Annotated in this window: 20 protein-coding genes and 1 tRNA gene; 10 read left to right on the top strand and 11 right to left on the bottom strand. The window is 74.9% G+C overall.

Features of this window, described 5'->3' with window-relative positions:
- Positions 1-69: 69 nt before the first annotated feature.
- The 3 genes from ACFYXU_RS24360 to ACFYXU_RS24370 form a co-directional block, all read right to left on the bottom strand.
- Positions 70-1,908 carry an APC family permease gene (locus ACFYXU_RS24360; protein WP_376515285.1) on the bottom strand — a complete coding sequence of 613 codons (1,839 nt, stop codon included), beginning with the start codon at positions 1,906-1,908 and terminating at the stop codon, positions 70-72.
- Positions 1,909-2,279: 371 nt separating this feature from the next.
- Positions 2,280-2,353: transfer RNA gene (locus ACFYXU_RS24365), tRNA-Pro, on the bottom strand.
- A gap of 53 nt (positions 2,354-2,406) precedes the next feature.
- Complete coding sequence (locus ACFYXU_RS24370) at positions 2,407-5,091, bottom strand: ATP-binding protein (protein ID WP_389460541.1); 2,685 nt, start codon at positions 5,089-5,091, stop codon at positions 2,407-2,409.
- A 196-nt stretch (positions 5,092-5,287) separates the two neighbouring features.
- Here ACFYXU_RS24370 and ACFYXU_RS24375 point away from each other — a divergent pair, with 196 nt between their 5' ends.
- Complete coding sequence (locus ACFYXU_RS24375) at positions 5,288-5,893, top strand: DUF309 domain-containing protein (RefSeq protein WP_376515286.1); 606 nt, start codon at positions 5,288-5,290, stop codon at positions 5,891-5,893.
- Here the strand turns inward: ACFYXU_RS24375 and ACFYXU_RS24380 are convergent.
- From ACFYXU_RS24380 to ACFYXU_RS24390, 3 genes are all read right to left on the bottom strand, one after another.
- On the bottom strand, positions 5,882-6,091 hold the full coding sequence (locus tag ACFYXU_RS24380; protein WP_389406252.1) for a hypothetical protein: 210 nt from the start codon (positions 6,089-6,091) through the stop codon (positions 5,882-5,884). The two genes, ACFYXU_RS24375 and ACFYXU_RS24380, sit on opposite strands and share 12 nt — an antisense overlap.
- Positions 6,092-6,200: 109 nt before the next feature.
- Entirely contained in the window at positions 6,201-6,581 is a 381-nt protein-coding gene (locus ACFYXU_RS24385) for a DUF488 domain-containing protein (RefSeq protein ID WP_376515291.1), read from the bottom strand.
- 188 nt (positions 6,582-6,769) lie between these two features.
- Positions 6,770-7,372, bottom strand: coding sequence for a TetR/AcrR family transcriptional regulator (locus tag ACFYXU_RS24390; protein WP_361400834.1), 603 nt, complete (start codon positions 7,370-7,372; stop codon positions 6,770-6,772).
- Between the two features lie 354 nt (positions 7,373-7,726).
- Between ACFYXU_RS24390 and ACFYXU_RS24395 the strand changes: the two genes are divergently transcribed.
- From ACFYXU_RS24395 to ACFYXU_RS24425, 7 genes are all read left to right on the top strand, one after another.
- Complete coding sequence (locus ACFYXU_RS24395; RefSeq protein ID WP_389406253.1) at positions 7,727-8,458, top strand: phosphatase PAP2 family protein; 732 nt, start codon at positions 7,727-7,729, stop codon at positions 8,456-8,458.
- On the top strand, positions 8,455-9,618 hold the full coding sequence (locus tag ACFYXU_RS24400; protein WP_389459926.1) for a DMT family transporter: 1,164 nt from the start codon (positions 8,455-8,457) through the stop codon (positions 9,616-9,618). Before ACFYXU_RS24395 ends, ACFYXU_RS24400 begins: the two co-directional genes overlap by 4 nt.
- Positions 9,619-9,699: 81 nt before the next feature.
- Entirely contained in the window at positions 9,700-10,710 is a 1,011-nt protein-coding gene (locus ACFYXU_RS24405) for an SPFH domain-containing protein (RefSeq protein ID WP_376515298.1), read from the top strand.
- Positions 10,707-11,606 (top strand): hypothetical protein, encoded by a 900-nt coding sequence (locus ACFYXU_RS24410; RefSeq protein ID WP_376515301.1) that lies wholly within the window; start codon positions 10,707-10,709, stop codon positions 11,604-11,606. The genes ACFYXU_RS24405 and ACFYXU_RS24410 overlap by 4 nt, the downstream gene beginning before the upstream one ends.
- Positions 11,607-12,316: 710 nt before the next feature.
- Positions 12,317-13,183 carry a GNAT family N-acetyltransferase gene (locus ACFYXU_RS24415; RefSeq protein ID WP_389459929.1) on the top strand — a complete coding sequence of 289 codons (867 nt, stop codon included), beginning with the start codon at positions 12,317-12,319 and terminating at the stop codon, positions 13,181-13,183.
- A 550-nt stretch (positions 13,184-13,733) separates the two neighbouring features.
- Entirely contained in the window at positions 13,734-15,536 is a 1,803-nt protein-coding gene (locus tag ACFYXU_RS24420; RefSeq protein ID WP_389459932.1) for a S8 family serine peptidase, read from the top strand.
- 226 nt (positions 15,537-15,762) lie between these two features.
- On the top strand, positions 15,763-18,699 hold the full coding sequence (locus tag ACFYXU_RS24425; protein WP_389459934.1) for an AAA family ATPase: 2,937 nt from the start codon (positions 15,763-15,765) through the stop codon (positions 18,697-18,699).
- Between the two features lie 231 nt (positions 18,700-18,930).
- Here ACFYXU_RS24425 and rox read toward each other — a convergent pair whose 3' ends face one another.
- The gene (gene rox, locus ACFYXU_RS24430) at positions 18,931-20,370 is read right to left on the bottom strand and encodes a rifampin monooxygenase (RefSeq protein WP_389459936.1); all 1,440 of its coding nucleotides are present in this window, start codon (positions 20,368-20,370) and stop codon (positions 18,931-18,933) included.
- Positions 20,371-20,547: 177 nt separating this feature from the next.
- Positions 20,548-21,204 carry a 1,4-alpha-glucan branching protein gene (locus ACFYXU_RS24435; protein ID WP_389406259.1) on the bottom strand — a complete coding sequence of 219 codons (657 nt, stop codon included), beginning with the start codon at positions 21,202-21,204 and terminating at the stop codon, positions 20,548-20,550.
- Between the two features lie 132 nt (positions 21,205-21,336).
- On the opposite strand from ACFYXU_RS24435, the gene ACFYXU_RS24440 reads away from it, so the two are divergent.
- Together ACFYXU_RS24440 and ACFYXU_RS24445 are read left to right on the top strand one after the other, a co-directional pair.
- Positions 21,337-22,581 carry a serine hydrolase domain-containing protein gene (locus ACFYXU_RS24440; RefSeq protein WP_389459938.1) on the top strand — a complete coding sequence of 415 codons (1,245 nt, stop codon included), beginning with the start codon at positions 21,337-21,339 and terminating at the stop codon, positions 22,579-22,581.
- Positions 22,582-22,633: 52 nt separating this feature from the next.
- The gene (locus ACFYXU_RS24445) at positions 22,634-23,098 is read left to right on the top strand and encodes a GreA/GreB family elongation factor (RefSeq protein ID WP_361400807.1); all 465 of its coding nucleotides are present in this window, start codon (positions 22,634-22,636) and stop codon (positions 23,096-23,098) included.
- Between the two features lie 12 nt (positions 23,099-23,110).
- Here the strand turns inward: ACFYXU_RS24445 and ACFYXU_RS24450 are convergent, their stop codons facing one another.
- Genes ACFYXU_RS24450 through ACFYXU_RS24460 form a run of 3 tightly spaced genes read right to left on the bottom strand, consistent with a single transcriptional unit; the run spans position 23,111 to position 25,551 of the window.
- Positions 23,111-23,746, bottom strand: coding sequence for a DUF1345 domain-containing protein (locus ACFYXU_RS24450; protein ID WP_376515317.1), 636 nt, complete (start codon positions 23,744-23,746; stop codon positions 23,111-23,113).
- Positions 23,747-23,749: 3 nt separating this feature from the next.
- Complete coding sequence (locus ACFYXU_RS24455) at positions 23,750-24,565, bottom strand: family 1 encapsulin nanocompartment shell protein (RefSeq protein WP_376515318.1); 816 nt, start codon at positions 24,563-24,565, stop codon at positions 23,750-23,752.
- Positions 24,562-25,551 (bottom strand): Dyp-type peroxidase, encoded by a 990-nt coding sequence (locus tag ACFYXU_RS24460; protein ID WP_384573269.1) that lies wholly within the window; start codon positions 25,549-25,551, stop codon positions 24,562-24,564. The genes ACFYXU_RS24455 and ACFYXU_RS24460 overlap by 4 nt, the downstream gene beginning before the upstream one ends.
- Positions 25,552-25,734 lie beyond the last annotated feature (183 nt).

The following is a 25,734-nucleotide window of genomic DNA, read 5'->3' on the forward strand; positions in this document are numbered from 1 at the left end:
GCCCGGTGCGGCGTGGAGTGCACCGGGCGGAGGAGTCCCATACGGATCCCTGACGGGTCGCGGCCCCCGTCAGCAGCGGAAGCGGAGCCGGCAGACGACCGCGTCCGTGTCGCGGCGGACGGCATGGGCGACGACGGCGCCCCGCTGGTTCTGGAGGGCCCGCTGCCACAGGCGCTCCGGCTCGGCCTCCGGGATGAGGACGGTGACGCGGGTGCCGGGCCGGGTCGCCCCCAGTTCGCGTACGTAGGCGGCGATGGGCCGGCCGAGGGAGCGGCGCTCGGAGGGGAGCCGTACCAGGGGGACACCGGGGTTCCACAGCGCCCAGTCGCGTTCGAGCGCCTCGGTGGCCGCCTGGTCCTCGGGGTCCGGGTGGCAGACGGTGAGGGCACGGACCTCGTCGCCGAGGGACACGGCCGCGGTCAGGGCCTCACTGGTGACGCGGGTCAGCGAGGAGACGGGCACCAGGACGAGCGAACGCTCGCGGTGCGGCGCCTCCGGGATCCGGCCGACGCCGAGGCGCTCGCCGATCCGGCCGTAGGCGCGGTGGACCGTCTCGAAGAGGGCGACGAGCACGGGCAGCGCGATGACGATCAGCCAGGCCCCGTCGTGGAACTTGGTGGCGGTGACGACGACCGCGGAGACTCCGGTGAGGACGGCTCCGAGGCCGTTCAGCAGGGCCTTCCCGAGCCAACGGGGTCCGCGCTCGCGGCGCCAGTGCAGGACCATGCCGGTCTGGGCGATCGTGAAGCCGACGAAGACGCCGATCGCGAAGAGCGGGACCAGGGTGTTGGTGTCGCCGCCGGAGAAGACGAGGAGCCCGGCGGAGACGACCGCGAGCCAGACGACGCCGTGGCGGTGGACCTGGCGGTCCGCCTTCAGACCGAAGACGTGCGGCAGGTAGTTGTCGCGGGCGAGGAGCTTCAGCAGGACGGGCAGTCCGCCGAAGGACGTGTTCGCGGAGAGCGCGAGCAGCACCATGGTCGCGAACTGGATGACGTAAAAAGCCCCGTTGTGCCCGAGGGAGGCGTCGGCCAGCTGCGCGAGGACGGTGACGCCCTCCACCGGCTGGAGCCCGAAGCGGGAGATCAGCACGGACAGGCCGATGAGCATCACCCCCAGCAGCGCGCCGAGGGCGACCTCGGCGCGCATGGCGCGGCGGGCGGCGGGGGCGCGGAAGGAGGGCACCGCGTTCGCTATCGCCTCGACGCCGGTCAGCGCCGAGCAGCCCGAGGCGAAGGCCTTGAGGAGCAGGAGGGCGCCGACGGCGGTGGCGTTGTCGGCGAGCACGGAGGCGTGCCCCTCCGAGGCGGCGGTGGAGACGGGGGCGTCGCGGAACAGACCGACGGCGATCAGGACCAGGATCGCGCCGATGAAGACGGCGGTCGGGATGATGAAGGCGCGGGCCGACTCGACGATCCCCCGCAGGTTCACGCCCGTGATCAGGACGAGGACCGCGAGGCAGATCCACAGGCGGTCGCCGTACAGCTCGGGGAAGGCCGAGGTGAGGGCGGCGACACCGGCCGTCACGGCGACGGCCACGTTCAGGACGTAGTCGAGGACGAGCGAGCCGGCGGCCACGAGGCTGGTCCGCCGGCCCAGGTGCGTCCTGGCCACCGCGTAGGAGCCGCCGCCGTCCGGGAAGGCCGCGATGACCTGCCGGTACGAGGCCACCAGGACGGCCAGCAGGCCCGCGATGGCCAGCGTGACCGGGAGCGTGAAACCGAGGCCGTGTCCGCCGGCCGCGGCCAGGACGAGGACGATGGCCTCGGGCCCGTACGCCACCGACGCCATGGCGTCCAGGGAGAGCGCGGCGAGCCCGGTGACGGCGGTCAGCTTGTGGCGCGCACCGGTATCAGGGGGCTCCTCGGCGACGGGCGTGGCCCCGTTCTCGGTGGTCAGAGCGGACATGCGGGTGTCTCCTTCGTACTCAGGTCCGCTCAGGGTGTCCCCGCGCCCGCGCGGTCCCGGCACGTCCTGGCGCGTTCTTTGCGCCGAGTACCCCGCTCTTCACACGTTCTTGACGCGAAGCCGCTGGCCAGCGTGCACCTGAAGGCGACCGGGGCGAGCCGCGGCCGTGCCGAGCCGAGGGCGACCGGGGCGGGCTGCGGTCGTGCTGAGCCGAGGGCGACCGGGGCGGGCTGCGCTCATGCCGAGCCGAGCCCGATCGTGGTCGCCCGGCGACGCGGCCGAGGCGAGCTGGTCACCGACGGGTCGCGGGAACGAGTCAGGGGCCGTTTCAGATTGCTCTGAAACGGCCCCTGGCTTCCGACTTCCTCAAGTCGGGACGACAGGATTTGAACCTGCGACCCCTTGACCCCCAGTCAAGTGCGCTACCAAGCTGCGCCACGTCCCGATGCTCGTCATCGCGGGGTTTCTCCCGCGTCGCCGTGCAGGGAAAACACTACCTCACTCCCGGGGGCGGGATGACGCACGGGCTGTCACGGCGTCCGGCGCGAGGAGGTCGGCGCCGCAGGTGGCGGCCAGGGCGGTGGCCTCGGCGAGGAGGGCGGCGGAGCCCGTGGCGTGCGCGAGGTCGAAGCGGGCGCGGGCCTCCTCGTAGCGGGACGGCGACGCCGCGAGGTGGGCGACGGCCCGCTCCAGGAGCTCGCGGGCCTCGGCGGGGCCGGCGAAGAGGGCCAGGCAGCGCAGGGCCTCGCCGAGCGCGGTGTGGGTGCCGAGGCGTTCCGCGTGGGTGAGGGCCTCGCGTGCGATCCCCGCCGCCCGGTCGGGGTCGGTGGGTGCGAGGGCGCGGGCCAGGTCGAGCGGCCACGGCGCCCACACGATGTGGTGGCGGCCCCGGACGGTCAGGGCCTCGGCGGCGCCCTCCAGGGTGGACACGGCCTCCTCGACGCGGCCTTCGGCGAGCAGCAGCCGGCCGAGGACGCTGGGGCCGTCCGGCAGCACGATGGCGCCGGGCCAGGGCGGTCCGAAGGCGTACCGGTCGGCCACGGCCCGCGCCTGGCCCGTGAGGCCCCGGGCGACGAGCGTGTCGACGAGGAGGCAGGCGGTGTCCCAGTGGACGGGGAGACCGTCGCCGACGCGGTCGGCGAGCCGGAGCCCCTCCTCCAGGTGGTGCTGGGCGCGGGGCAGGTTGCCGCGGCGCCGGTGCACCAGGCCCAGGAGGGTGTGGCCGAAGGCGAGGTGCGCCCCGCTCCAGCCGGAGATCTCGAAGGCCCGGACCGCCTCGGTGAAGAGGGCCTCGGCCCGGTCGGGACGGTCGGCGAACGCGTAGGCGATGCCGGTGAAGGCGGGGATCTCGAAGCCCCAGACGGGGTCGGTCCAGCCCAGGCCCCGGGCGGGCGCGCCGTCGACGAGGGACAGGTCGCAGAGCCGTACGACCTCGGTGGCCGGCTCCCCGCGCATGGTGGCGTCGAAGCTGCGGACGGTGATGAGGGCCCGCTCCGAGTTGTCGGCGCCCGTCAGGCCCGCGGTGAGTTCGGCGAGCCGGCGGGAGCGGTCGGGGCCGTCCTCCTCGGAGGCCTGGAACCCCTCGTAGATGAAGTGCGCGGCCTGGAGACGCCGTCGGCCGGTGCCGGGCGGGGTGCGGGCGTACGCGACGGCGGCGGCCCGCGCGGCCTCCTGGAGCTGGTTGTTGTGGGCGAGGGCCTGGACGAGCCGGTAGGTCGCGTCGATGCGCAGCTCGTCGTCGAGGCCGGGCAGGTCGAGCGCGGAGCGCAGGTGCCGGACGGTGGCGGCGGGCGCGGTGAGCAGGGAGGCGCAGCCGAGTTCGTACAGGACCCTGGCGTACGTGTCGGCGCCCGGCGGCTCCACGAGGGCGCGCTCCAGGCAGCGGCGGGCCGCGTCCGGGGCTCCGACGGCGAGGTGTTCGACGGCGGCGGCCCGCAGCCGGCCCACGACGTCCTGGTCCTCGTCGGGGTGCACTTCGAGGAGGTGGCGGGAGACGGCGGCCGGTCCGTGCCCGGCCTCGGCGAGCGCCCAGGCGGCGCGGCCGTGCAGGGCGGTCCGCACGCTCGACGGCACCGAGCCGTACACGGCGGTCGCGATGAGCGGATGGGTGAACTCCAGCGGCGGGACGGGCACGAGGGCGAGTCCGTTGCGGCCGCGCGTGGGCGCGGTCACGATCCGGGCGGCCCGGAGGCTCTCGGTGTGCTCGGCGACCTGCTGCGCGCCCATGCCGGTGAGCGCGGCGAGGAGCTCCGGCGTGCTGTCGGTCCCGAGGATCGCGGTCGCCCAGGCGAGTTGGCGCGGGCCGCTGCCGAGTTCCTCCAGACGCGCGACGAGACCGCCGCCCCGGGCGCCGGCGCCGAGGTCGCGGAGGAGGCCCGCGGAGCCGGCGACGGGTTCGAGCATCCGGTCGCGGGCCTTGGCCAGCAGCTCGACCGTCTCGTACGGGTTGCCGGAGGTCACCGTCCACACCTCGCGGCAGAACGGCTCGTCCGCGTGCCCGCCGAGGGTGTCCCGGGCGAGCTCGGCGGTGGCGCCGGACGTGAGGGCGTTCAGGCCGAGGGTGAGCACGGCGCGGCCCGCGAGCGCGGCGAGCGTCGCGGGCCCGCCGGGGCCCTTCGGCTCCCGCAGGAACGGGCGGTGGGCGAGGACGACGAGGACCGGCAGGCGGTGGTCGCGCCGGGTCCGGGTGAAGGCGTCGAGCCAGGCCAGGGACTCGGCGTCGGCCCAGTGCACGTCGTCCACGAGCAGCACCGGAGGCCGGTCCCGCAGCCGCTCCGCGAGGCGGTCCAGGAGCCGGGCGAGGCCGATGAGCACGCCCTGCGGGTCGGCGGGCGCGTCCGAGGAGGGCACGGCGAGGCCGAGCGCCGGGGCGAGCAGGTCGAAGTGGTCGCCGAAGAGCTGCCGCACCTCGTGTTCGGCGAAGCCGTCGAGGGCGGGCTGGAGCAGTTGACGGGTGAGGTGGAAGGGGACGGAGGTGAGGGTCTCGCCGCCCCGGGCCGTGAGCACGGTGCAGCGGTCGCGGGCGGTGCGGTGTATCTCGGTCAGGAGCGCGGTCTTGCCTATGCCCGCCTCGCCCCGGTAGACGAGGATGCCGCCGCGTCCGGGACCGCCCGCCGCCGCTCCGGCGACGAGTTCGTCGACGGCGTGGGCGGCCGCGGCGAGCTCGGGACCGCGCTCGAGCAGACCGCCCCGTTCCGCGTCGGGGCGGACGGGTGCGAAAGGCGTTGCGGGCGGCGACTGTTCGGGATCCGTCGGCACCGGTGACTCACTCCCCACACGAACTGTTGGCATGACGCGTCCGGCACCCCCGCGCGGACCGGAACAGCGCCGGACCGTCGAGCCTAGCGCCCGTGATCGTCCGACGGGCCACAATGGGCGGGTGAACCGGACAACGGATGGCCAGGACCGTGGGGGTGACGGAGCCTCCGGTGGGGGCGACGGCGCGGGGAAGGGCGCGCGGAGGGATCGTGACCAGGAGGGGCGCGCCCGCAGCGCCAGGCCGCGGGACGGTCTGGGCCGTCCGCTGCCGTACGGGGCGGAGGGGGTGCCCCGGCTGCCCGAGGGCGTCGTCCGCGAGCCCGGGGAGACCGTGCGCGAGGCGCAGCGGCTGCTCGACGCCGGGATGCCCTTCCACGCGCACGAGGTCTTCGAGGACGCCTGGAAGTCCGGCCCGGCGGCGGAGCGGGACCTGTGGCAGGGGCTGGCCCAGCTCGCCGTCGGCCTGACGCACGCGGCCCGGGGCAACGCGTCGGGCGGCGCCCGGCTGCTGCGCCGGGGCGCGGACCGGCTGGCGGGCGGGAGCCCGGTGTCCGGCGCGTACGGGATCGACGTGGCCGGACTGGTGGCGTGGGCGCGGGAGTTGGCCGAGCGTACGGAGTCGACGGGCGGGGACCCGGTGGACGCCGCCGCGGAGGCGCCTCGGCTACGGGCTCAGGGCGGGCGGGGCCGGGGTGGTCCCGGCTCCGGGAGAGTCTCAGGGCTGTGACCTCTCGGTGTTCCGCAGGAACAGGAACATGCCGGCCCACACGAGGACGGGGAGGCCGATCATCACCCAGCCCGCCGCGTTGCCCATCATGAGGGTGACGACGCCGATGATCAGACACAGGACGGCGAAGATCGTGGTGAGACGGCTGAACGTCCTGACGCCGGCGCGCTGTTCCAAGGTCCAGCCGAGTCGAGCCATGAGGCTTCCTTCCGCGTGCGTCGTTCCCCGGTGGTCATGGAGTGCAGCGTGCCCCCGGGCTCGCGGTTGATTCCCCTTGCCGACCCACGCCGGGCCGGCCATCACGTGATCAACGACTTCCGCCGGGGCCTCTCAGCGCTCGGGCCAGGACGGACGTGTGGCTCGCGGAGGGGTCCTTCGCAGCCGTCAGGAGGGTGACCGTGTCCCGGGCGGCGAGGTCCCGGAGCCGGTCGAGCGCCGCGGCGGCCTCCGGGGCGGCGAGTTCCGCCTCGTAGCGGCGGCTGAACTCCTCGTACTCGCCCTCGGGGCCGTGGTACCAGTGGCGGAGCTCGGTGGACGGGGTGAGCGCCTTGGGCCACTCGTCGATGCGGGCGTCCGTCTTCTTCAGGCCGCGCGGCCAGAGGCGGTCGACGAGCACGCGCACCCCGTCGTCGGGCGACGGGTCCTCGTAGACGCGGCGGACGCGGACGGCGGGTGTGCTTGCGGCCATGGCTCCAGGGTGCGGGACGGGGCCGCGTCCCGCCCGCCCCGACGCGCGGCGCGACGCGGGTCGTCACCGGTCCGCGCGGTCGTCACCGGTCCGCGCGGGTCGTCGCCGGTCCGGCGGGCCGTCACCGGTCCGCGCGGGTCGTCACCGGTCCGGCGCGGGTCGTCGCCGGTCCGCGCGGGGCCCCGGGGTCATCCCTGGACGCGCAGGGCCGGGAGGAGGACGGCGTCGACGAAGGTGGGCATGGTCGAGGCGTCCGCGAAGCGCTCCTCGAAGATCCGCTCGATGCGGAGCATGCCCATGAAGCAGGGCGCGACGAATCCGATCGCCGGGTTGTCGGCGTCGACCTCGCCGCGGTCGACCGCGCGGGCCACGACGGCGTCGATGGCCGCGATCTCGGGGGCGATGACGGTCTCGCGGAGCGCGGCGCGCAGGTCGGGGTGCTGCATGTAGGCCTGGGCGACGGCCTCCATGAGCTCGGCGTCCCGCTCACGGTGGGACACGGCGATCCGGGCGGCCTCGCGCAGGTCGCCGGCGAGGGTGCCGGTGTCGATGCCGGTGAAGACGGTGCAGCGGCGGCGGGCGAGGGCCGCGGTCACGAGCTGGGGTTTGGTGCCCCACTGCCGGTAGAGGGTGGCCTTGCCGCACTTGGTGCGGGCGGCGACGCCCTCCATGGTCACCGAGTCGTAGCCGCCCTCGCGCAGGAGGCACAGCACGGCGTCGTACAGCTCCGTCTCGCGCTCCGGCGTGATCTTGCTCCGACGGGCTGCCGCGGTCGCGGCCTGAGTGGACATCGATCCCTCCCGGACACCTCTGTCTCTGCACATACGAGAGTAGGGGGTGCACAATCGAGACGCAAACGTATCGATACGCTTGCGTCTCGATTGAATCGGATCTAGGCTCACTCCGTTTGTTGGCGATTTGACGGATTAGAGGGCCGCACGATGGCTGTCGGGATACGCGGGATACGAGGACCACGTCCTGCAGGACCGGGGACGCCTCCGCACCCCGGCCCGGCCGGGACCGGGGGCACCGAGCACCCGGACAGCACGTCCGAGCCCGCCTCCGCACCCGAACCGAAGCCCGAATCGGCATCCGCGCCCGGGTCCCCGGCGTCGACCGCGGCCGGGCCCGCCCGGCCTCCGCTCGTGCGCGAGCTCCTGCTCGTCACCGCGCTCTTCCTCGTCTACAAGTGCGGCCGGCTCTTCGCCAACGGTCACGAGACCCGCGCCTTCCGGAACGCCGACCACGTCTGGAACGCCGAGCGCGCGCTCCACCTGCCGGGCGAGGGAACGATCCAGCAGCTGCTCCTGCACGGCGAGCCGCTCATCCGGGCGGCCAACACGTACTACGCGGCCGTGCACTTCCCGGCCACCGTCGCCTTCCTGGTCTGGCTGTACTGGCGCCGCCCCGCGCACTACCTGTGGTCGCGCCGGGTACTGGCCCTCACCACCGGCGCCGCGCTCGCGCTGCACCTCCTGATGCCGCTCGCCCCGCCCCGGATGCTCGCCGCCTCCGGACTCGTCGACACGGCCCGCGTCTACGGCCCCTCCGTCTACGGGGCGACGCCGGAGACGGACTCGATGGCGAACCAGTTCGCGGCCATGCCGTCGCTGCACTTCGGCTGGGCCCTGATGGTCGCGATCGGCCTGATCGCCGCCACCCGGTCCCGCTGGCGGGTGCTCTGGCTCCTGCACCCGCTCCTCACCCTGCTCGTCATCGTCGGCACCGCCAACCACTACTGGTTCGACGCGCTCGCCGCCGCCGTCCTCCTCGGCCTCGCGCTGCTCGCCGTCCGCGCGCCGGGCCGGCGGACGGCGCCCCCACCCGTACCCCGCCCGCTCGGCGCGGCACCCCTCCCGGTCGGAGCCCTGCGATGAACCCCGCCGCCGGCACCGCGCTCGCGGTCCTCCTCTCCCTCGTCTCCGCCGCCGGGTACGCGCTCGCCGCCGTCGCCCAGTCCCGGCTCGCGGCCGCCTCCCCCGCGGCCCCCGACGGGCGCGGCGCGCTGCGCGCCCTGCTCGCGCGCGGGCAGTGGTGGTGGGCGGTCGGCCTCAACGCGGCCGGCGCCCTCGCCCACGTGGCCGCCCTGCACTACGGCCCGCTGACGCTGGTGCAGCCGCTCGGCGCGCTGACGCTCGTGGCGGCGCTGCCGCTGGGCGCGTACTGCGCGCGGCGCCGGGTGACCCGTACCGAGTGGCGCGGAGCCCTCTGGACCCTCGGCGGACTCGTCGGACTGGTCGCCGTGACCGGGCCCACGGCCCCCGGCGAGGCGCTCAGCCTGGCCGAGTCCCTGGTCGTCGCCGCGGCCACGGCGCTGCTCATCGCGGCGCTCGCCTCCGGGCGGCTGCACGGACGGGCGCATGGCGGGAGCGACGGCAGGTCCGGGCGGGGCCTCGGGCACGCCACGGCCTCGGGGATCGCCTCGGGCGTCGCCTCGGCGCTCACCCAGACGCTGACCGCCGCCCTCGCGCTCGACCTGCCCGGCGCCGAGCCGTCCTGGTGGCAGACCGCGCTGCTCGCGGTGCTGATCTCCGGCTTCGCGAGCGGCGGCCTGCTGCTCTCCCAGGCCGCCTACCGGGGCGGGCTCGCGGCCCCGCTGGCCGTCGTCAACCTCTCCAACCCGGCCGCCGCCGCGGTGATCGGCGTCGCCCTGCTCGGCGAGACCTTCCGGGCGGGCGCCTGGGGCTGGCTCGTCGCGGCGGGCGCGTCGATGGTCGCGGCGCGGGGTGTGATCCTGCTGACGAAGGGGGGTACGGGGGAGGCGGCGCCCGCGCCCGAGGCATCGACGGCAGGGGCGGCGGCGTCCGCGGCGCCGGCGTCGTCCGCCGCACTCACGACGTCGTCGGCACCCGCGAGGGAAGTGCTGCCGGCTCCCCGGCCTTCCGGGCGGCCCGGTCTGCCGGACCTGCGGCCCGGCCTTCGCGACCTCCCCGGCGCTCCGGGTCTCCCCGGCCTCCCCGACCTCCCCAGTCTCCCCGACCTCTCCGGACTCGCGGCCCCGGACGGCGAATCGGCGCACGCGCCGATCGCGGGCTGAGGCGGCACCGAGGCCCGTATTCGTCATCTTGACGACAACCGGAAATCCTCCTATCGTCAGCATGACGACAAGGGGATTTCCATGGCCGACATCACCCGGCGGGCCGGCTGGCGCCATCTGCGCTCCGCGCCCACCGCCCACATCCGCCACCAGCTCCGCGGCCGGCTCGTCCACGACGGCGAGGGCCTGAGCTTCTGGTTCCGGCCGCGCACCGCCGCCCTCTCCGAGGTGCCGGTGAACGACCGCGAGCTCGCGATGGCCTTCCACGCCCGCACCGCGGACTTCCAGGACGTGAGCGTGCAGTCCACGGTCACGTACCGGATCGGCGACCCCGGCGCGGCGGCCACCCGTCTCGACTTCTCCATCGACCCCGACACGGGCGCCTGGCGCGGCACCCCGCTGGAGCAGATCGCCACCCTCCTCACCGAGACCGCCCAGCAGCACGCCCTGGACGTCCTCGCGCGCACCACGCTCGCCGCCGCGCTCGTCGACGGCGTGGCGGCCGTACGCGAACGCATCACGGCCGGACTCGCCGCCGAACCCCGGCTCCCGGACACCGGGATCGAGGTCGTCGCGGTCCGGGTGGTCGCGATCCGTCCCGAACCGGAGGTCGAGCGCGCGCTGCGCACCCCCGCGCGCGAACAGATCCAGCAGGAGGCCGACCGGGCCACCTACGAGCGCCGCGCGGTCGCCGTCGAGCGGGAACGCGCCATCGCCGAGAACGAACTCGCCAGCAAGATCGAGCTCGCCCGGCAGGAGGAACGGCTCGTCGAGCAGCGCGGCACCAACGCCCGTCGCGAGGCCGAGGAGAACGCCGCCGCCGACGCGGTACGGGCCGAGGCCGAGGCCGTACGCAAGGTCCGGCTGGCCCGGGCCGAGGCGGAGGCCGCGCGCGAGGTCGGCGAGGCGCGCGCCGGAGCGCAGTCCGCGTGGCTGCGGGCGCACGCCGAGACCGACCCGGCGACGCTGCACGCGCTGGCCGTGACCCGGGCGGCGGAGAACCTGCCGCGCATCGAGCACCTCACGCTCTCCCCCGACGTGCTGACCGGACTGCTCGCCAAGCTGGGCGGCGAGGGCGGGGCCCGGCCGTGAGCCTCGCGCCGCGCGCGGTGCTCGTGCACCGCACCACGGAGTACGAGGAACTGCTCGCCCGGCACGGGACGCACGGGCAGGCCGCCTTCTTCCTCTCCGCGCGGGGCCGGTCCGTCGACGCGGTGCGCGAGCGGCACGAGCGGACCCGGCGAGCGCTCGCCGAGGTGGCCGGCGCGGTGCCGCTGACGTGGCGCCAGACCCGGGTCGAGCGGGCCGATCTGGACCGGTTCCTCTTCGGCCCCGAGGACGTCGTGGTGGTGGTCGGGCAGGACGGTCTCGTCGCCAACGCGGCGAAGTACCTGACGGGCCAGCCCGTCATCGGCATCGACGCCGACCCGGGGCGCAACGCGGGGGTCCTGGTGCGGCACCGGCCGGACCGGGCCCGGAGGCTCCTGCCGTACGCGGCGGGGGCCGGGGCGGCGGCCGACGAGCTGACGATGGTCGAGGCCGTCACGGACGACGCGCAGCGGCTCCTCGCACTGAACGAGATCTACGTCGGCCCGCCGGGGCACCAGACCGCCCGCTACACCCTGGGGCTCGACGGCACGGACGTCCCGCCCGAGCCGCAGGCCTCCTCGGGCGTCCTCGTCGGCACCGGTACGGGCGCCACGGGCTGGCTCCGCTCCCTGTGGGAGCAGCGGTCCAGCACCCTCGCCCTGCCGGCGCCCTCGGACGAGCGGCTCGCCTGGTTCGTCCGCGAGGCGTGGCCGTCGCCGACGACCGGCACGACCCGCGTCGAGGGGCTCCTCGACGCGGGGGGCGGTCTGCGGCTGACGGTCGAGTCGGACCGGCTGGTGGCGTTCGGCGACGGGGTCGAGTCGGACGCGCTGGAACTGACCTGGGGCCAGACGATCCGGCTGACGCCGGCGCCGACGCGCCTCCGCCTGATCCACTGACGCGCCTGCCGATGCGTGCCCGCGCCTTGGCCTTACGTGCCCGCGCCTTGGCCTTACGGGCCCGCGCCTCGCCCGTTGTGGGCAGGCGCCCGCCCCTTGTGGGCCCGCGCCCCGCCGTTGTGGGCAGGCGTTCCGCAAGGGGCGGAACGGGTGGGCACAACGGAACGGCGCCCTTGCCGGCGCCAGAGGCTCCTGGACCTGGACCCGCACCACCTTGTGCGGCACACGTGGGGTGCGGGCCCAGGCACAGAACGCGGAGGCGCCGCTCAGCGCGCCGTCCCGTGTGCCCACCCGTCCCGCCCAGCGGGACGATTGCCCACACGGGCAGCGGGCAACGGCCCACGGGCGGCGGCGGGCCCGCACGGGCGCGGGGCTAAGGCCCACACGGGGCGGTGCGGGCCCGCCGGGCGTGAGCGCCGTCCCGACGAAGGGGCGGGTACGCGCGGGCGACAGCCACCGGCCCCGCCGGCCGTGAGCGCCGCCCCGCCGAAGGCCCGGGTACGCGCGGGCGGCGGGCGGCCGCCACCGGCCCACCCGGCAAGGCCCCACCGCGCCACCGCCCCACCGAGCGCCAACCCCCAGACGCGACAGCCCCGCGGCCGGAAACCGTCCGTGCCGCTCGGCCGCCCCCTCCGACGGCGTTATGCTCGGCGCGGTTTGCCCGGGTTCCGGGCGTTCGTCCGACCCTCCCGGCCGCCGAAGGACACCCCATGACCTCCGCCTCCCCCGGTCCGCTGTCCGTCTCCGCCGCCACCCCGCAGGAGTGGGCCCTCGTGCGCTCCTGGGCCGCCGAGGAGGGGTGGAACCCCGGCCGCTCCGACGTCACGGCGTTCTTCGCGCAGGATCCCGCGGGCTTCTTCCTCGGCCGGGTCGACGGGGAACCCGTCTCCGCCATCTCGGTCGTCACCTACGACCCGTCCTACGCCTTCCTCGGCTTCTACCTCGTGCGCCCCGGACTCCGCGGCCTCGGGCACGGCCTCGCCACCTGGCGCGCCGCGCTCGCCCACGCGGGCGACCGGGTCGTCGGGCTCGACGGGGTCCCCGATCAGCAGGACAACTACCGCCGCTCCGGCTTCAGATCCTCCCACCGCACCGCGCGGTACGTGGGCGAGGTCCCCGCACCCGACCGCCCGGTGCCCGGCCTGGTCGCCGCCGGGCCGGGCGACCGGACCGCCCTCACCGCGTACGACGCCGCGTGCCACCACGCCGACCGGCCCCGGTTCCTGGACGCCTGGCTGTCCACCCCCGGCCATCGGACGCTGGCCCGCGTCGTCGACGGCCGTCTGACCGGATACGGGGTGGTGCGTCCCGCCGAGGACGAGGCGCGTGTGGGGCCGCTGTTCGCGGACACCCCGTCGGACGCGGCGGCGCTGCTCGACGGGCTCGCCGCCGAGGCCCGGGAGTTCGGCGCGGCGCGGATCGCCGTCGACATGCCGGAGGCGAACCCGGCGGCGGCCGCGCTGGCCCTGGAGCGCGGTCTGGAGCCGACGTTCGAGACGGCGCGGATGTACACGGGCCCGGTCCGCCCGGTGGCCACCGACCGCGTCTTCGGCGTCACCACCCTCGAACTCGGCTGACCGCCCCCCGCGCCGGACCGCCGGTCCATCAGGCCCCGCGCCGGACCGCCGGTCCATCAAGCCCCGCACCGGACCCGCCCCGCAGGCTCCCGCCACCCCCGATCCGCCCCGCAGCCCCCTCCCCGCATCGCCCCCTCCCCGCATCGCCCCCCCTCCCCGCATCACCCCCGCCCCCGCCGCATACCCTGGCCCGGAGGGCTCGACGGGGCGCCCTCGGGCGGCTCCCTCGCGGGACCCCCGCCGACCGGTGAGGGGCGACAAGGGTTTTCCCCGTATCGGGTTCACCACCCCGTTCCCTACTGTCCTCCGCACCGGCAGATATCATCCCCCGAACGCACCCTGACAGGTGCATGCGAAGGGTGTCGTCCGCCGGGGACGGCCTTGACCCGGGCCGTCGCGCCGGTGGCGGCGCACGGGCCCCCCAAGCCCAGGGAACGGCGGAAGCGACCCCACTTCGCCCCGCGCGTCCCGCGCCGCCGCCACTGCTCCGCAGTCACGTCGTACTCGAAAGGGCCACACCTTGAACGGTTCCAGGCGGAGAGTCATATCCGTGGTCGCGAGCGCCGCGATCCTCGGCGCCGCTGCCATGACCTCCGGGGCGTTCGCCGCCGCCCCGGTCGCTGCCACCCCGAAGCCGGCTCCGGCTTCGCAGGCGATGCGGGCGCTTCCCAGCGCCCCCGTCGAGAAGGTGATCGTCACCTACAAGACCCGGACCGCCGAGGCCGGTTCCAACACCGCCGCGAAGAGCGACACGGCCGAGAAGGCCGCGAAGACCGGCGAGAAGCTCTCCTTCGAGCGCCGCCTCGCCGGCGGTGCCGCCCTCGTGAACCTGGGCGGCAAGGCGACCAAGCAGGACGTGTCCGAGGTCATCGACGCGTTCCGCGCCGACCCGGCCGTCGCCTCGGTCGAGCCCGACATCCGCGCCTACGCGATGGCGGTCACCCCGAACGACACCGACTACGCCAAGCAGTGGGACCTCTTCGAGCCCACCGGTGGCATGAACGTTCCTGCGGCCTGGGACCGGACGACCGGTACCGGCGTCACCGTCGCCGTCATCGACACCGGCTACGCGGCCCACTCGGACGTGGCGGGCAACATCGTCTCCGGCTACGACTTCATCTCGACCTCCGGCGACGCCCGCGACGGCAACGGCCGCGACGCGGACCCGAAGGACGAGGGCGACTGGAACGCCACCGCCGGCGAGTGCGGCGCCGGCTCCACGGCCTCCAACTCCTCCTGGCACGGCACCCACGTGGCCGGCACCATCGCCGCGACCACGAACAACACCAAGGGCATCGCGGGCATCGCGTACAACGCGAAGATCCAGCCCGTGCGGGTCCTCGGCAAGTGCGGCGGCTCGTCCTCCGACATCGCCGACGCCATCACCTGGGCCTCCGGCGGCACCGTGCCCGGCGTCCCGGCCAACGCGACCCCGGCGAAGGTCATCAACCTGAGCCTCGGCGGCGCCAGCTCCACCTGCCCGAGCGTCTACCAGACCGCGATCAACGGCGCCGTCGCACGCGGCACCACCGTCGTCGTCGCCGCGGGCAACAGCAACGCCAACGCCTCCGGCTTCACCCCCGCGAACTGCGCCAACGTCATCACCGTGGCGTCGACCAGCCGCGAGGGCAACCGGTCGTACTACTCGAACTACGGCACCATCGTGGACGTGGCCGCGCCCGGCGGCGAGACCCGTCGCTCGACGGACACGCCCGGCACCGTCACCACCCCCGAGAACGGCATCTACTCCACGCTGAACTCGGGTCTGACGACCCAGTCGACCGAGACGTACAAGCCCTACCAGGGCACCTCGATGGCGGCCCCGCACATCGCCGGCCTCGCCGCCCTCCTGAAGTCGGCCAAGAGCAGCCTCACCCCGGCCGAGATCGAGTCCGCGATCAAGACCAACGCCCGTCCGCTGCCCGGCACCTGCACCGGCGGCTGCGGCACCGGCATCGCCGACTCCGCGAAGTCCGTGAACGCGGTCCTCGACACGACCCCGCCGACCGGCACCGTCTTCAGCAACGCGACGGACGTGCAGATCCCGGACAACACCACCGTGACGTCCTCGATCGCCGTCACCGGCCGCACGGGCAACGCCCCCGCCGCCCTCAAGGTCGGCGTGGACATCAAGCACACCTGGCGCGGGGACCTGGTCGTCGACCTGGTCGCCCCCGACGGCACGGTGCGCAACCTGAAGACCTCCTCGTCCTCGGACAGCGCCGACAACGTCATCGCGACCTACACCGTCGACGCGTCGAGCGAGGTCGCCAACGGCACCTGGAAGCTCCAGGTCCGCGATGTGGCCACGGGTGACACCGGATACATCGACTCCTGGAACCTCACCTTCTGACGCACCACCGCACCACCACTGAACCACCCCCCACATCAGCATCCTTGCTGGTCAGCGACGCGCCCGTGGTCTACACCACTGGCGCGTCCTGGCGTTGTGGGGGACGCTCGCCCACGACGCCCCTGTCCGAATGCCGGACAAGGGGCCTGGACTGTGCCGGTGGGCTCCGTATTCTCTGCGCACGGGGTTCATGGGCCGGGCCCCGAGGGGCCGGAGGTGGTGAAGAGTGACGACAGCGCCACAGAGCCCTGCTCCGGTGGGCCGGCAGGAGCTCCTCACCCGGCTCGAACGCGCCCTCCACACCCGGGGCCGCGCCCTGCTCACCGGGCCCGCGGGCGTCGGCAAGACCGAGGTCGCCCTCGCGGAGGCGGCCCGCGCCGAGGCGCGCGGCGAGACCGTGCTGTGGCTCGCGACCCTGCCGTCCGACCGTGACATACCCGGGGCGGCCGCCGCCGCACTCGTCGCCTCGGTCGCGGCGACCGTGACCTGGCCGGGCCTCGGCACCGGCGGCCCCGTCACCGACTCCGCCGCGCCGGGGACGCCCGGAGCGGCCCCCGCCGGAGCCCTCGGGGTGCTCGACTCGGGGGTGCTCGCCTCCGGGGTCTTCGACCAGCTGCCGGGCCCCCAGCGCACCGCCGTCGCGATGCTCTGCCGCGAGGCGCCGATCGCCGCGGGCGGCTGGGACCCGATCGCGCTGCGCCTGGGCGTCGCCCGGATCCTGCGCGCCCTGACCTGCCGGGGCCCCGTCCTGCTCGTCGTCGACGGGGTGCAGCACATCGACCCGGACAGCGCGGACCTGCTGCGGTTCGCCCTCCACCTGGCCCCGCCCGCGCTGCGGGTGGTGGCGGTGGAGACCCCCGAGCCGTACGCCGAGACCCACGAGCCCCACCGGGAGAGCCACCGCCCCGACGACCCGCACGCCGCGCACCTCTGGGTGCCCTCGGAGGCGGACGTGCTGCGCGTCCCGCCGCTGCACGCCGACGAGATCGCCGAACTCCTCATCCACCACCGGCTGCCCTCCCGGATGGCCGGGCGCATCCACCGCGCGAGCGGCGGCAATCCCCGGCTCGCCCTCGCCGTGGGCCGCTCCCTCGCGGACGCGCGCACCCCGGTGCACCACGCCGAGGCGCTGACGCTCTCCGGACGCGCCCGCGACCTGGCCCGTCAGCTGCTGGGCGCCGCGCCCCCCGCCGTGCGCGAGACGCTGCTGCTCGCTGCCCTCGCGCTGCGCCCCTCGGCCACGCTGGTGCGGCGCGCCGGGCGGCCCACGGCGGAGGCGGACCTCGCCGCGGCCGAACGCGCCGACCTCGTCTCGCTCTCCGAGGACGGCTCGGTGACCTTCACCGCCGGGCTGCTGCCGTCGACCCTGGTGCACGACGCCTGCTGGGCCGAGCGGAGCGCCGGGCACGCGGCCCTCGCCGAGGTGGTGGACGACCCCGTCGAGGCGGTCCGGCACCGGGCGCTGGCCACCGAGCGGCCGGACGAGGAGCTCGCGGCCGAGGTCGCGGCGGCGGCCGACCTGGCGCGGCGGCGCGGGAACAGCGCGCTCGCCGCCGAACTGGCCCTGCTGGCTGCCGAGTCGACCCCGGGCCGGCACGGCACGCGGCGGATCGCGCGGCTGGTCGACGCCGCCGAGGAGGCCGCCCGCGCCGCCCGCGCCGACCTCGCGATGCGGGCCGCCACCGATCTGCTCGCCCGGGACGCGGTGCCGTCCGACCGGGTCAGGGCGCGGCTCGCGGTGCTCGACACCGCGGGCCAGGGACTCACCGCGCTCGACGAGATGTACGTGCACGCCATGGAGGACTCCGAGGGCGACACCGCGCTGCGGGCCGCGGTGCAGCTGCGGCTCGCCGTCAAGTACGTGCTCGCGGACGGCGATCCGGAGCGGTCCCGGACGGCCGCGGTCGAATCGGCCGCGCTGGCCGCCTCGATGGGCGATCCCCGGCTCGCGGCGCAAGCCCTGACGGTGCAGGCGCGGATGGAGCGGGCGCTCGGCGCGCCGGACGCCGAGGCGGTGCTGGCGCAGGCCCGCGGCCTGGAGCTGGCCGAGCGGCCGCTCGGGATCCGGAACGCCGCACAAATCCTGACGATCCGTCACGCCCTCTTCGACGATCGTCTCGGCGACGCGCGGGACGAGCTGAACGCGCTGCTTCCGCTGGTCCAGCGGCGCGGTTCGGTGGAGGACACGATCGAGCTGTTCTCGACGCTGGCCGCGATCGAGTCCCGCAGGGGTGCCTGCGCCGCGGCCCTCGCGCACGCGGGGCAGTCCCTCGCGCTCACCCTGGAGGCGGGCCTCTCCCCCGGCCCCGCCTGGTACACCCTCGCGCTCGCGGAGACGGCCGGCGGCAGCTTCGCGCGGGCCGCGAGCTACGCCCGGCGCAGCGTGCAGGCCTCGGAGGAGGAGGGCGACCGGGTCTTCCTCTCGCGCAGCCGGTACGCGCTGGGCCGCGTCCAGCTGATCAACGGCGACGTCGCCGCGGCCCTGGAGACCCTGCGGCGGGTCCAGGCCGACGAGCGCGCCCAGTCGACGGTGGACCCGTCGATGCTGCGCTGGCACGAGGAGCTGGCGGAGGCCCTGCTCGGCCAGGACGCGGGCGACCAGGCCCTGGCGCTGCTCGCCGAGGTCAGACCGGTGGCCGAGCGGCTCGGCCGGTCCACGGTCCTGCTGGGCTGCGACCGGGCGTACGCCCTGTGCCTGGCGGCGGAGGGCCGGACGGACGAGGCGGCCGATCTCCTCATGCGTACGGCCGAGAGCTTCGGCCGGTCCGGGCTGCCGCTGGAGCGGGGGCGCGCGCTGATCGCGCTGGCCCGGGTGGAGCGCCGCCGCAGGCGCCGGTCGGCGGCGCAGACCGCCCTGCACGAGGCGGCCTCGGTCTTCGAGCGGGCCGGGGCGGCCCCGTGGCTGGCGCTGGCGAGCGAGACCCCGGCGGGCGAGGCCGTGGGCGGCCCCGTGGCGGGCGTCGAGGAGTCGGTGTCCGCGCTGGCGTCGCTGACGGAGGCCGAGCTGCGGCTGGCCCGCCTGGTGGGCCAGGGCGCGAGCAACCAGGAGGCCGCGGCGAAGCTGTACCTGAGCGTGAAGACGGTGGAGGCGCGGCTGACCCGCATCTACCAGAAGCTCGACGTCCGCTCCCGCGCCCAGCTGGCGACCGCGCTGCGCCCGTAGACGGAGGCGTGTGGACGGAGATGTACGGGCCGCCGTCCGTCCGGCCTCCCGCCCTCCGCGCGACCGGCCCACCCCCCGACCCCCCGCTGAACCCCACCCCCGCCGCCCACCCCCCGACAGGCCCCCGCCGGAGCCACCGGCGGCGGAGGCCCGCCCGACGGGACGACGGGACGACGCGACGACGGGGCCCAGCGACAGGGACGGGCCCGTGCGGGGTGACCGCAGGGGGGCTCAGGCCGTCGGGGTGCCGAACCACTCCGTCAGGCGGCCTTCGAGATCCGCCTGGTCCTCCCCGGCCCAGACGACGTGTCCGTCCGGGCGCAGCAGCACGGCGGGCGCGTCGAGCTCCTCGCTCACGTCGACGACGTGGTCGACGCGGTCCGCCCAGCCCGTCGCCGAGAGCCGGCCGGTCTGGTCGAGGAGCAGTCCGCGGCCGCCGTGCGTCAGCTCGTACAGCCGGCCTCCCTTGAGCGCGACGTCCCGCAGGCGGCGGCCGAGGAGCTCGTGGCCCTCGCCGAGGTCGTAGCGGACGTCGACCGCGGTGATCATGCCGGTGACGTACCGGTTGACCTCCTCGAAGTCCATGAGCTTCGAGAAGAGTGCGCGCAGGGCGGTCGGCCCGGGCTCGCCGCCGAGGAGCATCATCTGCGCGCGGGTGTTCTCGATCACCCGCGCGCCGACGGGGTGGCGCTCGGTCTCGTACGTGTCGAGCAGTCCCTCCGGCGCCCAGCCGCGGACCGCGGCGGCCAGCTTCCAGCCGAGGTTGAAGGCGTCCTGGATGCCGAGGTTGAGGCCCTGGCCGCCGGTCGGCGGGTGGATGTGGGCCGCGTCCCCGGCCAGGAACACGCGGCCGACCCGGTAGCGCTCGGCCTGCCGGGTGGCGTCGCCGAAGCGGGACAGCCAGCGCGGCGCGTGGACGCCGAAGTCGGTGCCGGCGAAGGCCGTCAGCTGCTTCCTGAAGTCGTCGAGGGTGGCGGGGGCGGCCCGGTCCTCGCGGACGCCGTCGGCGGGCACGACGACGCGCCAGCCGCCGTCCCCGAGGGGCGTGAGGCCGAACCGGGGCTGGGTCCTGTTCACCTCCGCGACGGCGGCGGCGACGGTCTCCGGATCCGCCGTCAGCTCCATGACGCCGAGGAGGGTCTCGACCGTCGCCGGCTCGCCGGGGAAACCGACGCCGAGCAGCTTGCGCACCGTGCTGCGACCGCCGTCGCACGCGGCGACGTAGCGGGCGCGCAGCTCGGTGCCGTCGGCGAGCGCGACGGTCACCCCGTCCCCGGCCCCGTTGTCGTCCTGGTCGATCCCGACGACGGCGCTGTCACGGCGGAGCTCGGCGCCGAGCTCCAGGGCGCGCTCCTCGAGGAGTCGCTCCGTGTCGGGCTGCGGTGTGGCGAGGCCGTAGGGGTGGGCGGTGTCGAGCCGCTCGGGCCATGCCTTCATCACACCGCCGAAGAGGCCGCCGACCTGGAACTTCTCGCTGATCGCGGTGAACCGCCCCAGGAGGCCCCGCTGGTCCATCATCTCGACGCTCCGGGCGTGCAGGCCCTGTCCCCTGGACTCCCGCGTCGGTTCGGCGAGCCTTTCCAGGACGACCACCCGCACGTCGTGCAGGCGCAGTTCGGCCGCCAGCATCAGGCCGGTCGGTCCGCCGCCGACCACGATCACATCGAACATCTCTTGGTCCCCGTTTTCCGCGGTTCTTCGCTTCGGACGGAGAGTCTGCGGCACGAAGGGGGCCTTGCCGCAAGGCCCCCCGTGCGCTATATCTTGAGAGTGGCAAGGAGAGCTGGTTCCTCCTTGCCTTCTCTTTTTCCCGCTCCGTTCGCGGGAGCCGTGCCGTTCCCCCGCGAACTAGGCCCGCGCGCCCAGGGCGACGGCGACCGCGCCCCGTGCGGTGGTCCCGTCGGCGCGGGTCCATTCGGCGACGACCCGGCCCCGGCCCGGTCCGCCGTCCTCGCCGGGGCGCAGGACGCGCCGGACGCGCAGGGTCAGCGGTGTGTCCGTGCCGCTCTCGCGTACCGCGACGTCGGTGTGGTCGGGTCCTTCCGTGACGCGTACGAGCTCCGCCGCGGTGGCGGCGTGGTCCAGCGAGGCGGCGACGGTGGGGTCGGGGGTGTCGTCGACGGACTGGGCCTGCGCCTCGGCGTGGCCGGCGAGCAGGGCGTACAACTGGGCGACCAGCACCGGGTCGTGGGTGCCGTCGTAGATCCAGCGGGTGCCGAGGACGCCGTGTTCGGAGGTGCCGATGAGGGCGTCCTCGGCGCCCTCCAGGGGCGCTCCTCGGTAGCTCAGCGGGATCAGGTACGTGAGCGCGTCCGGTCCGGCACCGTCGGTGACCGCCATGAACTCGATGCCGACCTCGCCCGCGGGGTCGTCGAGGCGGAAACCGCCCGCCTTGGCGGGGCTCGGTCCGCCGGGTCCGCCCGCGTACCAGGGGCGGCCGGGCAGCCAGGCGGTGAGCAGTTCCAGTTTGGTGGGCTGCATCGTGGTGTGGTGGATGACGGCCATGCGTTTTCCCTCTCGCCCCGGGATCGAAGAACCGCAACCTAACAACTCGGGGGGCGGGGTCGCGATGCGGGTGCGGCGACGCCGACCTAGCCTGGAGGTGGAGTGTTGTCCCCGGCCGGCAGGAGGCCCGCCGTGAGGTACTCGCACACACGAAACCGGCGCGTCTGCGCGGCCCTCGCGGCCGTGGGGATCCTCGTCGCGCCCGTCGGCGCGGGTGCGGCCTTCGCGGCCGAACGCCCCGGTCCCGCCGCCCTCGTGGCGGCGGAGCCGTCCCCGTCGGCGAACACGGCCTTTCCTGTGCTCACGCCGGACGTCACCGCCCGGCTGGACCGGGCGGTGCGGGACGTGATGGACGAGACCGGCGTCCCGGGTGTCAGCGTCGCCCTCTCCGCGCCCGGCAAGGGCACGTACATCCGCTCCTTCGGGGTCGCGGACAAGGCGACGGGCGCGCCCATGGACCCGGGTCTCTACATGCGGATCGGCAGCGAGACCAAGACGTTCACGGTGACGGCCCTGCTCGAACTGGCCGACCAGGGCAAGGTGGGTCTGGACGACCCGATCTCGAAGTACGTCGACGGGGTCCCGAACGGTGACGCCATCACCCTGCGCAACCTCGCCTCGATGCGCAGCGGTCTCTTCAACTACTCGGCGGACGAGGGCTTCTACAAGGCGTTCACGTCCGATCCGTACCGGCCCTTCACGCCGCAGCAGCTGCTCTCCTACTCGTTCAAGCACCCGATCCAGTTCCAGCCGGGCGCCGAGTTCGACTACTGCAACACGAACCTGATCCTGCTCGGTCTCGTCGTGGAGAAGGTCAGCGGCACCCCGCTGAACGAGTACATCCAGGAGAACGTCGTCGAGCCGGCGGGCCTGAGCCACACGGTGTTCCCCACGGACGCCGCCTTCCCGAGTCCGCACGCCCACGGCTACACGGTGCAGACGGCCTCGGGGAAGCTGGAGGACGCCACCGACTGGAACCCCTCCTGGGGCTGGGCGGCCGGCGCGATGATCTCCGACCTCCAGGACCTGCGCACCTGGGCCCGGGTGGTGGCGACCGGGACCCTCCTGACGCCGAAGACGCAGGCCGAGCGGCTGAACGTGTACCCCTCGGGCATCCCCGGCGCGGGGTACGGTCTCGGCATCTTCGACGTCCAGGGCTGGATCGGCCACAACGGCTCCCTGCCGGGCTACGAGTCGCTCACGATCTACCTGCCGGAGGCCAAGGCGACGCTGGTGGTCCTCCTCAACACGGACGTCCTGCACGACGACAACGAACCCAGCACGCTGTTCGGCCAGGCCATCACCCGCGTCGTGACGCCGGACCACGTCTTCGACATTCCGGTGACGCGGGCCACCCCGAGCCCCAGCGGGAGCTGACGCGCGTCCCTCCGTCCCACGCCCACACGACCGCCGAGAACCGGGAGCAGCGATGACCGGTGGACCCGAGCCCCTCAGCAGCGCCGCCCGTGAGGCCCTGGAGCGCGAACTCGCCGATCTGCGCACCGAACGCGAGGCCGTCGCCGTCACCCTGCGGGACGGGGGCGGCGACGAGACCGGCGACCGGGCCGACCAGGCCGACGAGTTGCAGCGCGCCGACGAGCTCGACCGTCTCGACGGCCGGGTGCGCGAGATCGAGGGGCGGCTCCAGGAGGGCTCCGTCGCCGGTCCACCGTCCACCGGCACGGTCGGCGTGGGCAGCAGCGTGACCGTGCGGTTCGCGGACGGTTCCGAGGCGTCCCTGCACGTCGGGGAGCTCGCGGACGCCCTCGACGCGGACCTGGTGACCGCCGACAGTCCGCTGGGCCGGGCGCTGCTCGGCCACGGGGCCGGCGACACCGTCGCGTACGACGCGCCCGACGGCCGGACGACGGCGGTCGTGGTCTCGGTCGGCTGACGGCGCCGCGGCTCATCCGGTGACGATCCCGGTGACGAGGTTGATGGTGGTCGCCAGGATGCTCGCCCCGAAGACGTACGACAGCAGGCAGTGCCGCAGGACGACGGACCGGACCGTCTGGCTGGAGACGTTGGTGTCGGAGACCTGGTAGGTCATGCCGAGGTTGAAGCTGAAGTAGAGGAAGTCGCTGTACTTGGGCGGGTTCGGGGAGTTGAAGTTGATGCCGCCGCCGGGCTTGAGGGCGTAGTAGAGGTACGCGTACCGGGTGGCGTACGTGAGGTGGAGTCCCGCCCAGGCCATGAAGACGCCGCAGAGGGCCGTCGCGGCCGCCGCGTGGCTCACCGAGGTGTGGCCGATCAGGAGCAGGACGACGATGGCGACGAGGCCCGCCAGGGAGGCCATGACGACGAGGAGTTCCTCGACGACGGGCCGGAAGTGCTCGCGGCGGACGTTGTGGTGGGTCGTGGCGGCGTCCATGGGCCACAGGGCGATCCAGCCGCTGATGACGAAGAGGGTCTCGGCCGCGGCGATGCCGGCGAGGACGCCCAGCGGCGTGTCGGTCGCGGCGGCGACGACCGCGCCGGACGCCGCGCCGAGGATCGCCGACGCGGCGAGGCGGGGCGCGGCGCCGATCAGCCGCGGGTCCACGGCTCAGGGCTCCAGGACGACGACGGCCTCGTCCGTGTAGGCGAGGAACGTCAGGGTCTCCTGGAGGTACAGCTCGACGCTGGTCGCGTCGTGCGAGGTGTAGCCGATCGCCACGTCCTGTCCGACGCGCAGTTCGAAGTCGCCGCCCCGGGTGGAGAGGACGAAGCCGCCGTCGAGGGCGGGTGCCCAGATCGGGGAGCCGTCGAGCATCCGGGTGAGGTGGGCGGCGATCGGGTAGCCGTGGTCGGAGGTCTCGCTGACCGCCCGGTACGGCTCGGCGCCGAGCAGCAGCGCGTACGGGCCGTCGACGCCGGCGAGCCGGAGGGAGGTGAGGGCCCGGCTGACCGTGTCGGGGAAGTCGCTGGGCTCGGCGGGGAGCCGCAGGACCGGGTTGGAGCTGCGGGCGCGCAGGCCCGCGACGCCGGCGGCGCCGTACCCGTCGAAGACGGTCCGGTCCTCGGCGAACGCGAGGGCGCGGGCCGCGTCCTTGACGGGCTGCCAGTCGGAGTCCTTGGAGCCCCGCTCGACGTCGTCGACGGCGGCCCGGTCCACGGTGAACGGGACCCGCAGCTCGACCAGGGGCCGGGCCTCGCGGAGCCGCGCGGTGACGCCCGGCGCGGGTGCGGGAAGGTCGGAGAGGTGGCCGGTGCCGACGGCGGACAGTCCGGGCCCGGCCGCGTCGGGCACGTCGACGACGCGGCGGCCGGCGACGTTGCGGCGGAAGGTGCGGCGGGCCTCCTCCTCGATCTCGGCCCATGCGGCGGCGGTGATCGGGGCGAGTTCGCGGTGGAGGTTGCCGGTGGTCTCGGGGGACGTCATGGCGCTGGGGCTCCTTTCAGGCTGCCGATGCCCAGGGTCTGTCCGGGGGCCTCGGCGGCCGAGGGGGCGGGGAGGTCGTCGAGCAGGCCGGTGCTCGGCACGAAGAACAGGCCGCCGGTGACGGCCCGGGAGAAGTCGAGGATGCGGTCCGTGGTGCCGGGCGGGTCCCCGAGGAACATGTTGCGGAGCATCCGCTCGGTGACGGCGGGGGTCCGCGCGTAGCCGGCGAAGTAGGTGCCGAACTCGGCGGAGCCGATCCGGCCGAACGGCATGTTCGCGCGGAAGATCTGCTGCTGGACGCCGTTCTCGTCGGTGACCGTGTTGAGCGCGACGTGCGAGTCCGGGGGCTTGACGTCGTCGGACAGTTCGATGTTGGACCCCTTGCCGCGCCCGATGACGTGTTCCTGCTGTTCCACGGTGAGCGCGTCCCAGGCGGGCATGTCGTGCACGTACTTCTGGACGATCGCGTAGCTGCCGCCGCGGAAGTCCGGGTCCTCGTCGCCGATGTGGACCGCGTCGGCGGCGGTCGTGCCCTCGGGGTTCTCGCTGCCGTCGACGAAGCCGAGCAGGTCGCGGTCGTCGAAGTAGGCGAAGCCGTGGACCTCGTCGACGACGGTCGCGGCGGCCCCGAGGGAGGCCACGATGTGCCGGGCCAGTTCGAAGCAGAGGTCCAGGCGCCGGGCCCGCAGGTGGAAGAGCAGGTCGCCGGGAGTGGCCGGGGCCCGGTGGCGGGGGCCCCGCAGGGTCGGGAACGGGTGCAGTTCGCGGGGGCGGGGACCTCCGACGAGCCGGTCCCACCCCTCGGAGCCGATCCCGGCCACACAGGTGAGCCGCGCCTCGGGGGCACGGAACGCGACCGAACGGGTCAGTCCGGTGAGGTCCTGGAGCGTGTCCCGCACCGCGGCCTCGCCGCCCGGGTTGACGGTGGCCACCAGGAAGACGGCCGCCCGGGAGGGCGGGGCGACGACGGGCTGGGGTACGACCATGGCGCTCCCACGGGACCGGATGCGGACGAAACGGACAGCGCAAGCGTAGGGGCGCATGATCCGTTGCGCAGCCGGGCGCGCGCCCGCCGGGCGACGAGTGGCACACGTCCGGCGGCGGGCTTAGCCTGCCCGGAGGGGGCCTCTGTCCCACCGTGCCCGTGCGCCCGGCGCAGGGCGAGAGGG

It is taken from the genome of Streptomyces sp. NPDC002232 (assembly GCF_042890295.1).
Lineage (GTDB): Bacteria > Actinomycetota > Actinomycetes > Streptomycetales > Streptomycetaceae > Streptomyces.

Excerpts from the sequence above, each read along its gene's own strand:
- rox (WP_389459936.1), bottom strand. The coding sequence starts at position 20,370 with ATGTTCGATGTGATCGTGGTCGGCGGCGGACCGACCGGCCTGATGCTG.
- ACFYXU_RS24400 (WP_389459926.1), top strand. The coding sequence starts at position 8,455 with ATGAACCCCGCCGCCGGCACCGCGCTCGCGGTCCTCCTCTCCCTCGTC.
- ACFYXU_RS24380 (WP_389406252.1), bottom strand. The coding sequence starts at position 6,091 with ATGGCTCGACTCGGCTGGACCTTGGAACAGCGCGCCGGCGTCAGGACG.
- ACFYXU_RS24385 (WP_376515291.1), bottom strand. The coding sequence starts at position 6,581 with ATGGCCGCAAGCACACCCGCCGTCCGCGTCCGCCGCGTCTACGAGGAC.
- ACFYXU_RS24435 (WP_389406259.1), bottom strand. The coding sequence starts at position 21,204 with ATGGCCGTCATCCACCACACCACGATGCAGCCCACCAAACTGGAACTG.
- ACFYXU_RS24415 (WP_389459929.1), top strand. The coding sequence starts at position 12,317 with ATGACCTCCGCCTCCCCCGGTCCGCTGTCCGTCTCCGCCGCCACCCCG.
- ACFYXU_RS24460 (WP_384573269.1), bottom strand. The coding sequence starts at position 25,551 with ATGGTCGTACCCCAGCCCGTCGTCGCCCCGCCCTCCCGGGCGGCCGTC.
- ACFYXU_RS24445 (WP_361400807.1), top strand. The coding sequence starts at position 22,634 with ATGACCGGTGGACCCGAGCCCCTCAGCAGCGCCGCCCGTGAGGCCCTG.
- ACFYXU_RS24360 (WP_376515285.1), bottom strand. The coding sequence starts at position 1,908 with ATGTCCGCTCTGACCACCGAGAACGGGGCCACGCCCGTCGCCGAGGAG.
- ACFYXU_RS24390 (WP_361400834.1), bottom strand. The coding sequence starts at position 7,372 with ATGTCCACTCAGGCCGCGACCGCGGCAGCCCGTCGGAGCAAGATCACG.
- ACFYXU_RS24455 (WP_376515318.1), bottom strand. The coding sequence starts at position 24,565 with ATGACGTCCCCCGAGACCACCGGCAACCTCCACCGCGAACTCGCCCCG.
- ACFYXU_RS24405 (WP_376515298.1), top strand. The coding sequence starts at position 9,700 with ATGGCCGACATCACCCGGCGGGCCGGCTGGCGCCATCTGCGCTCCGCG.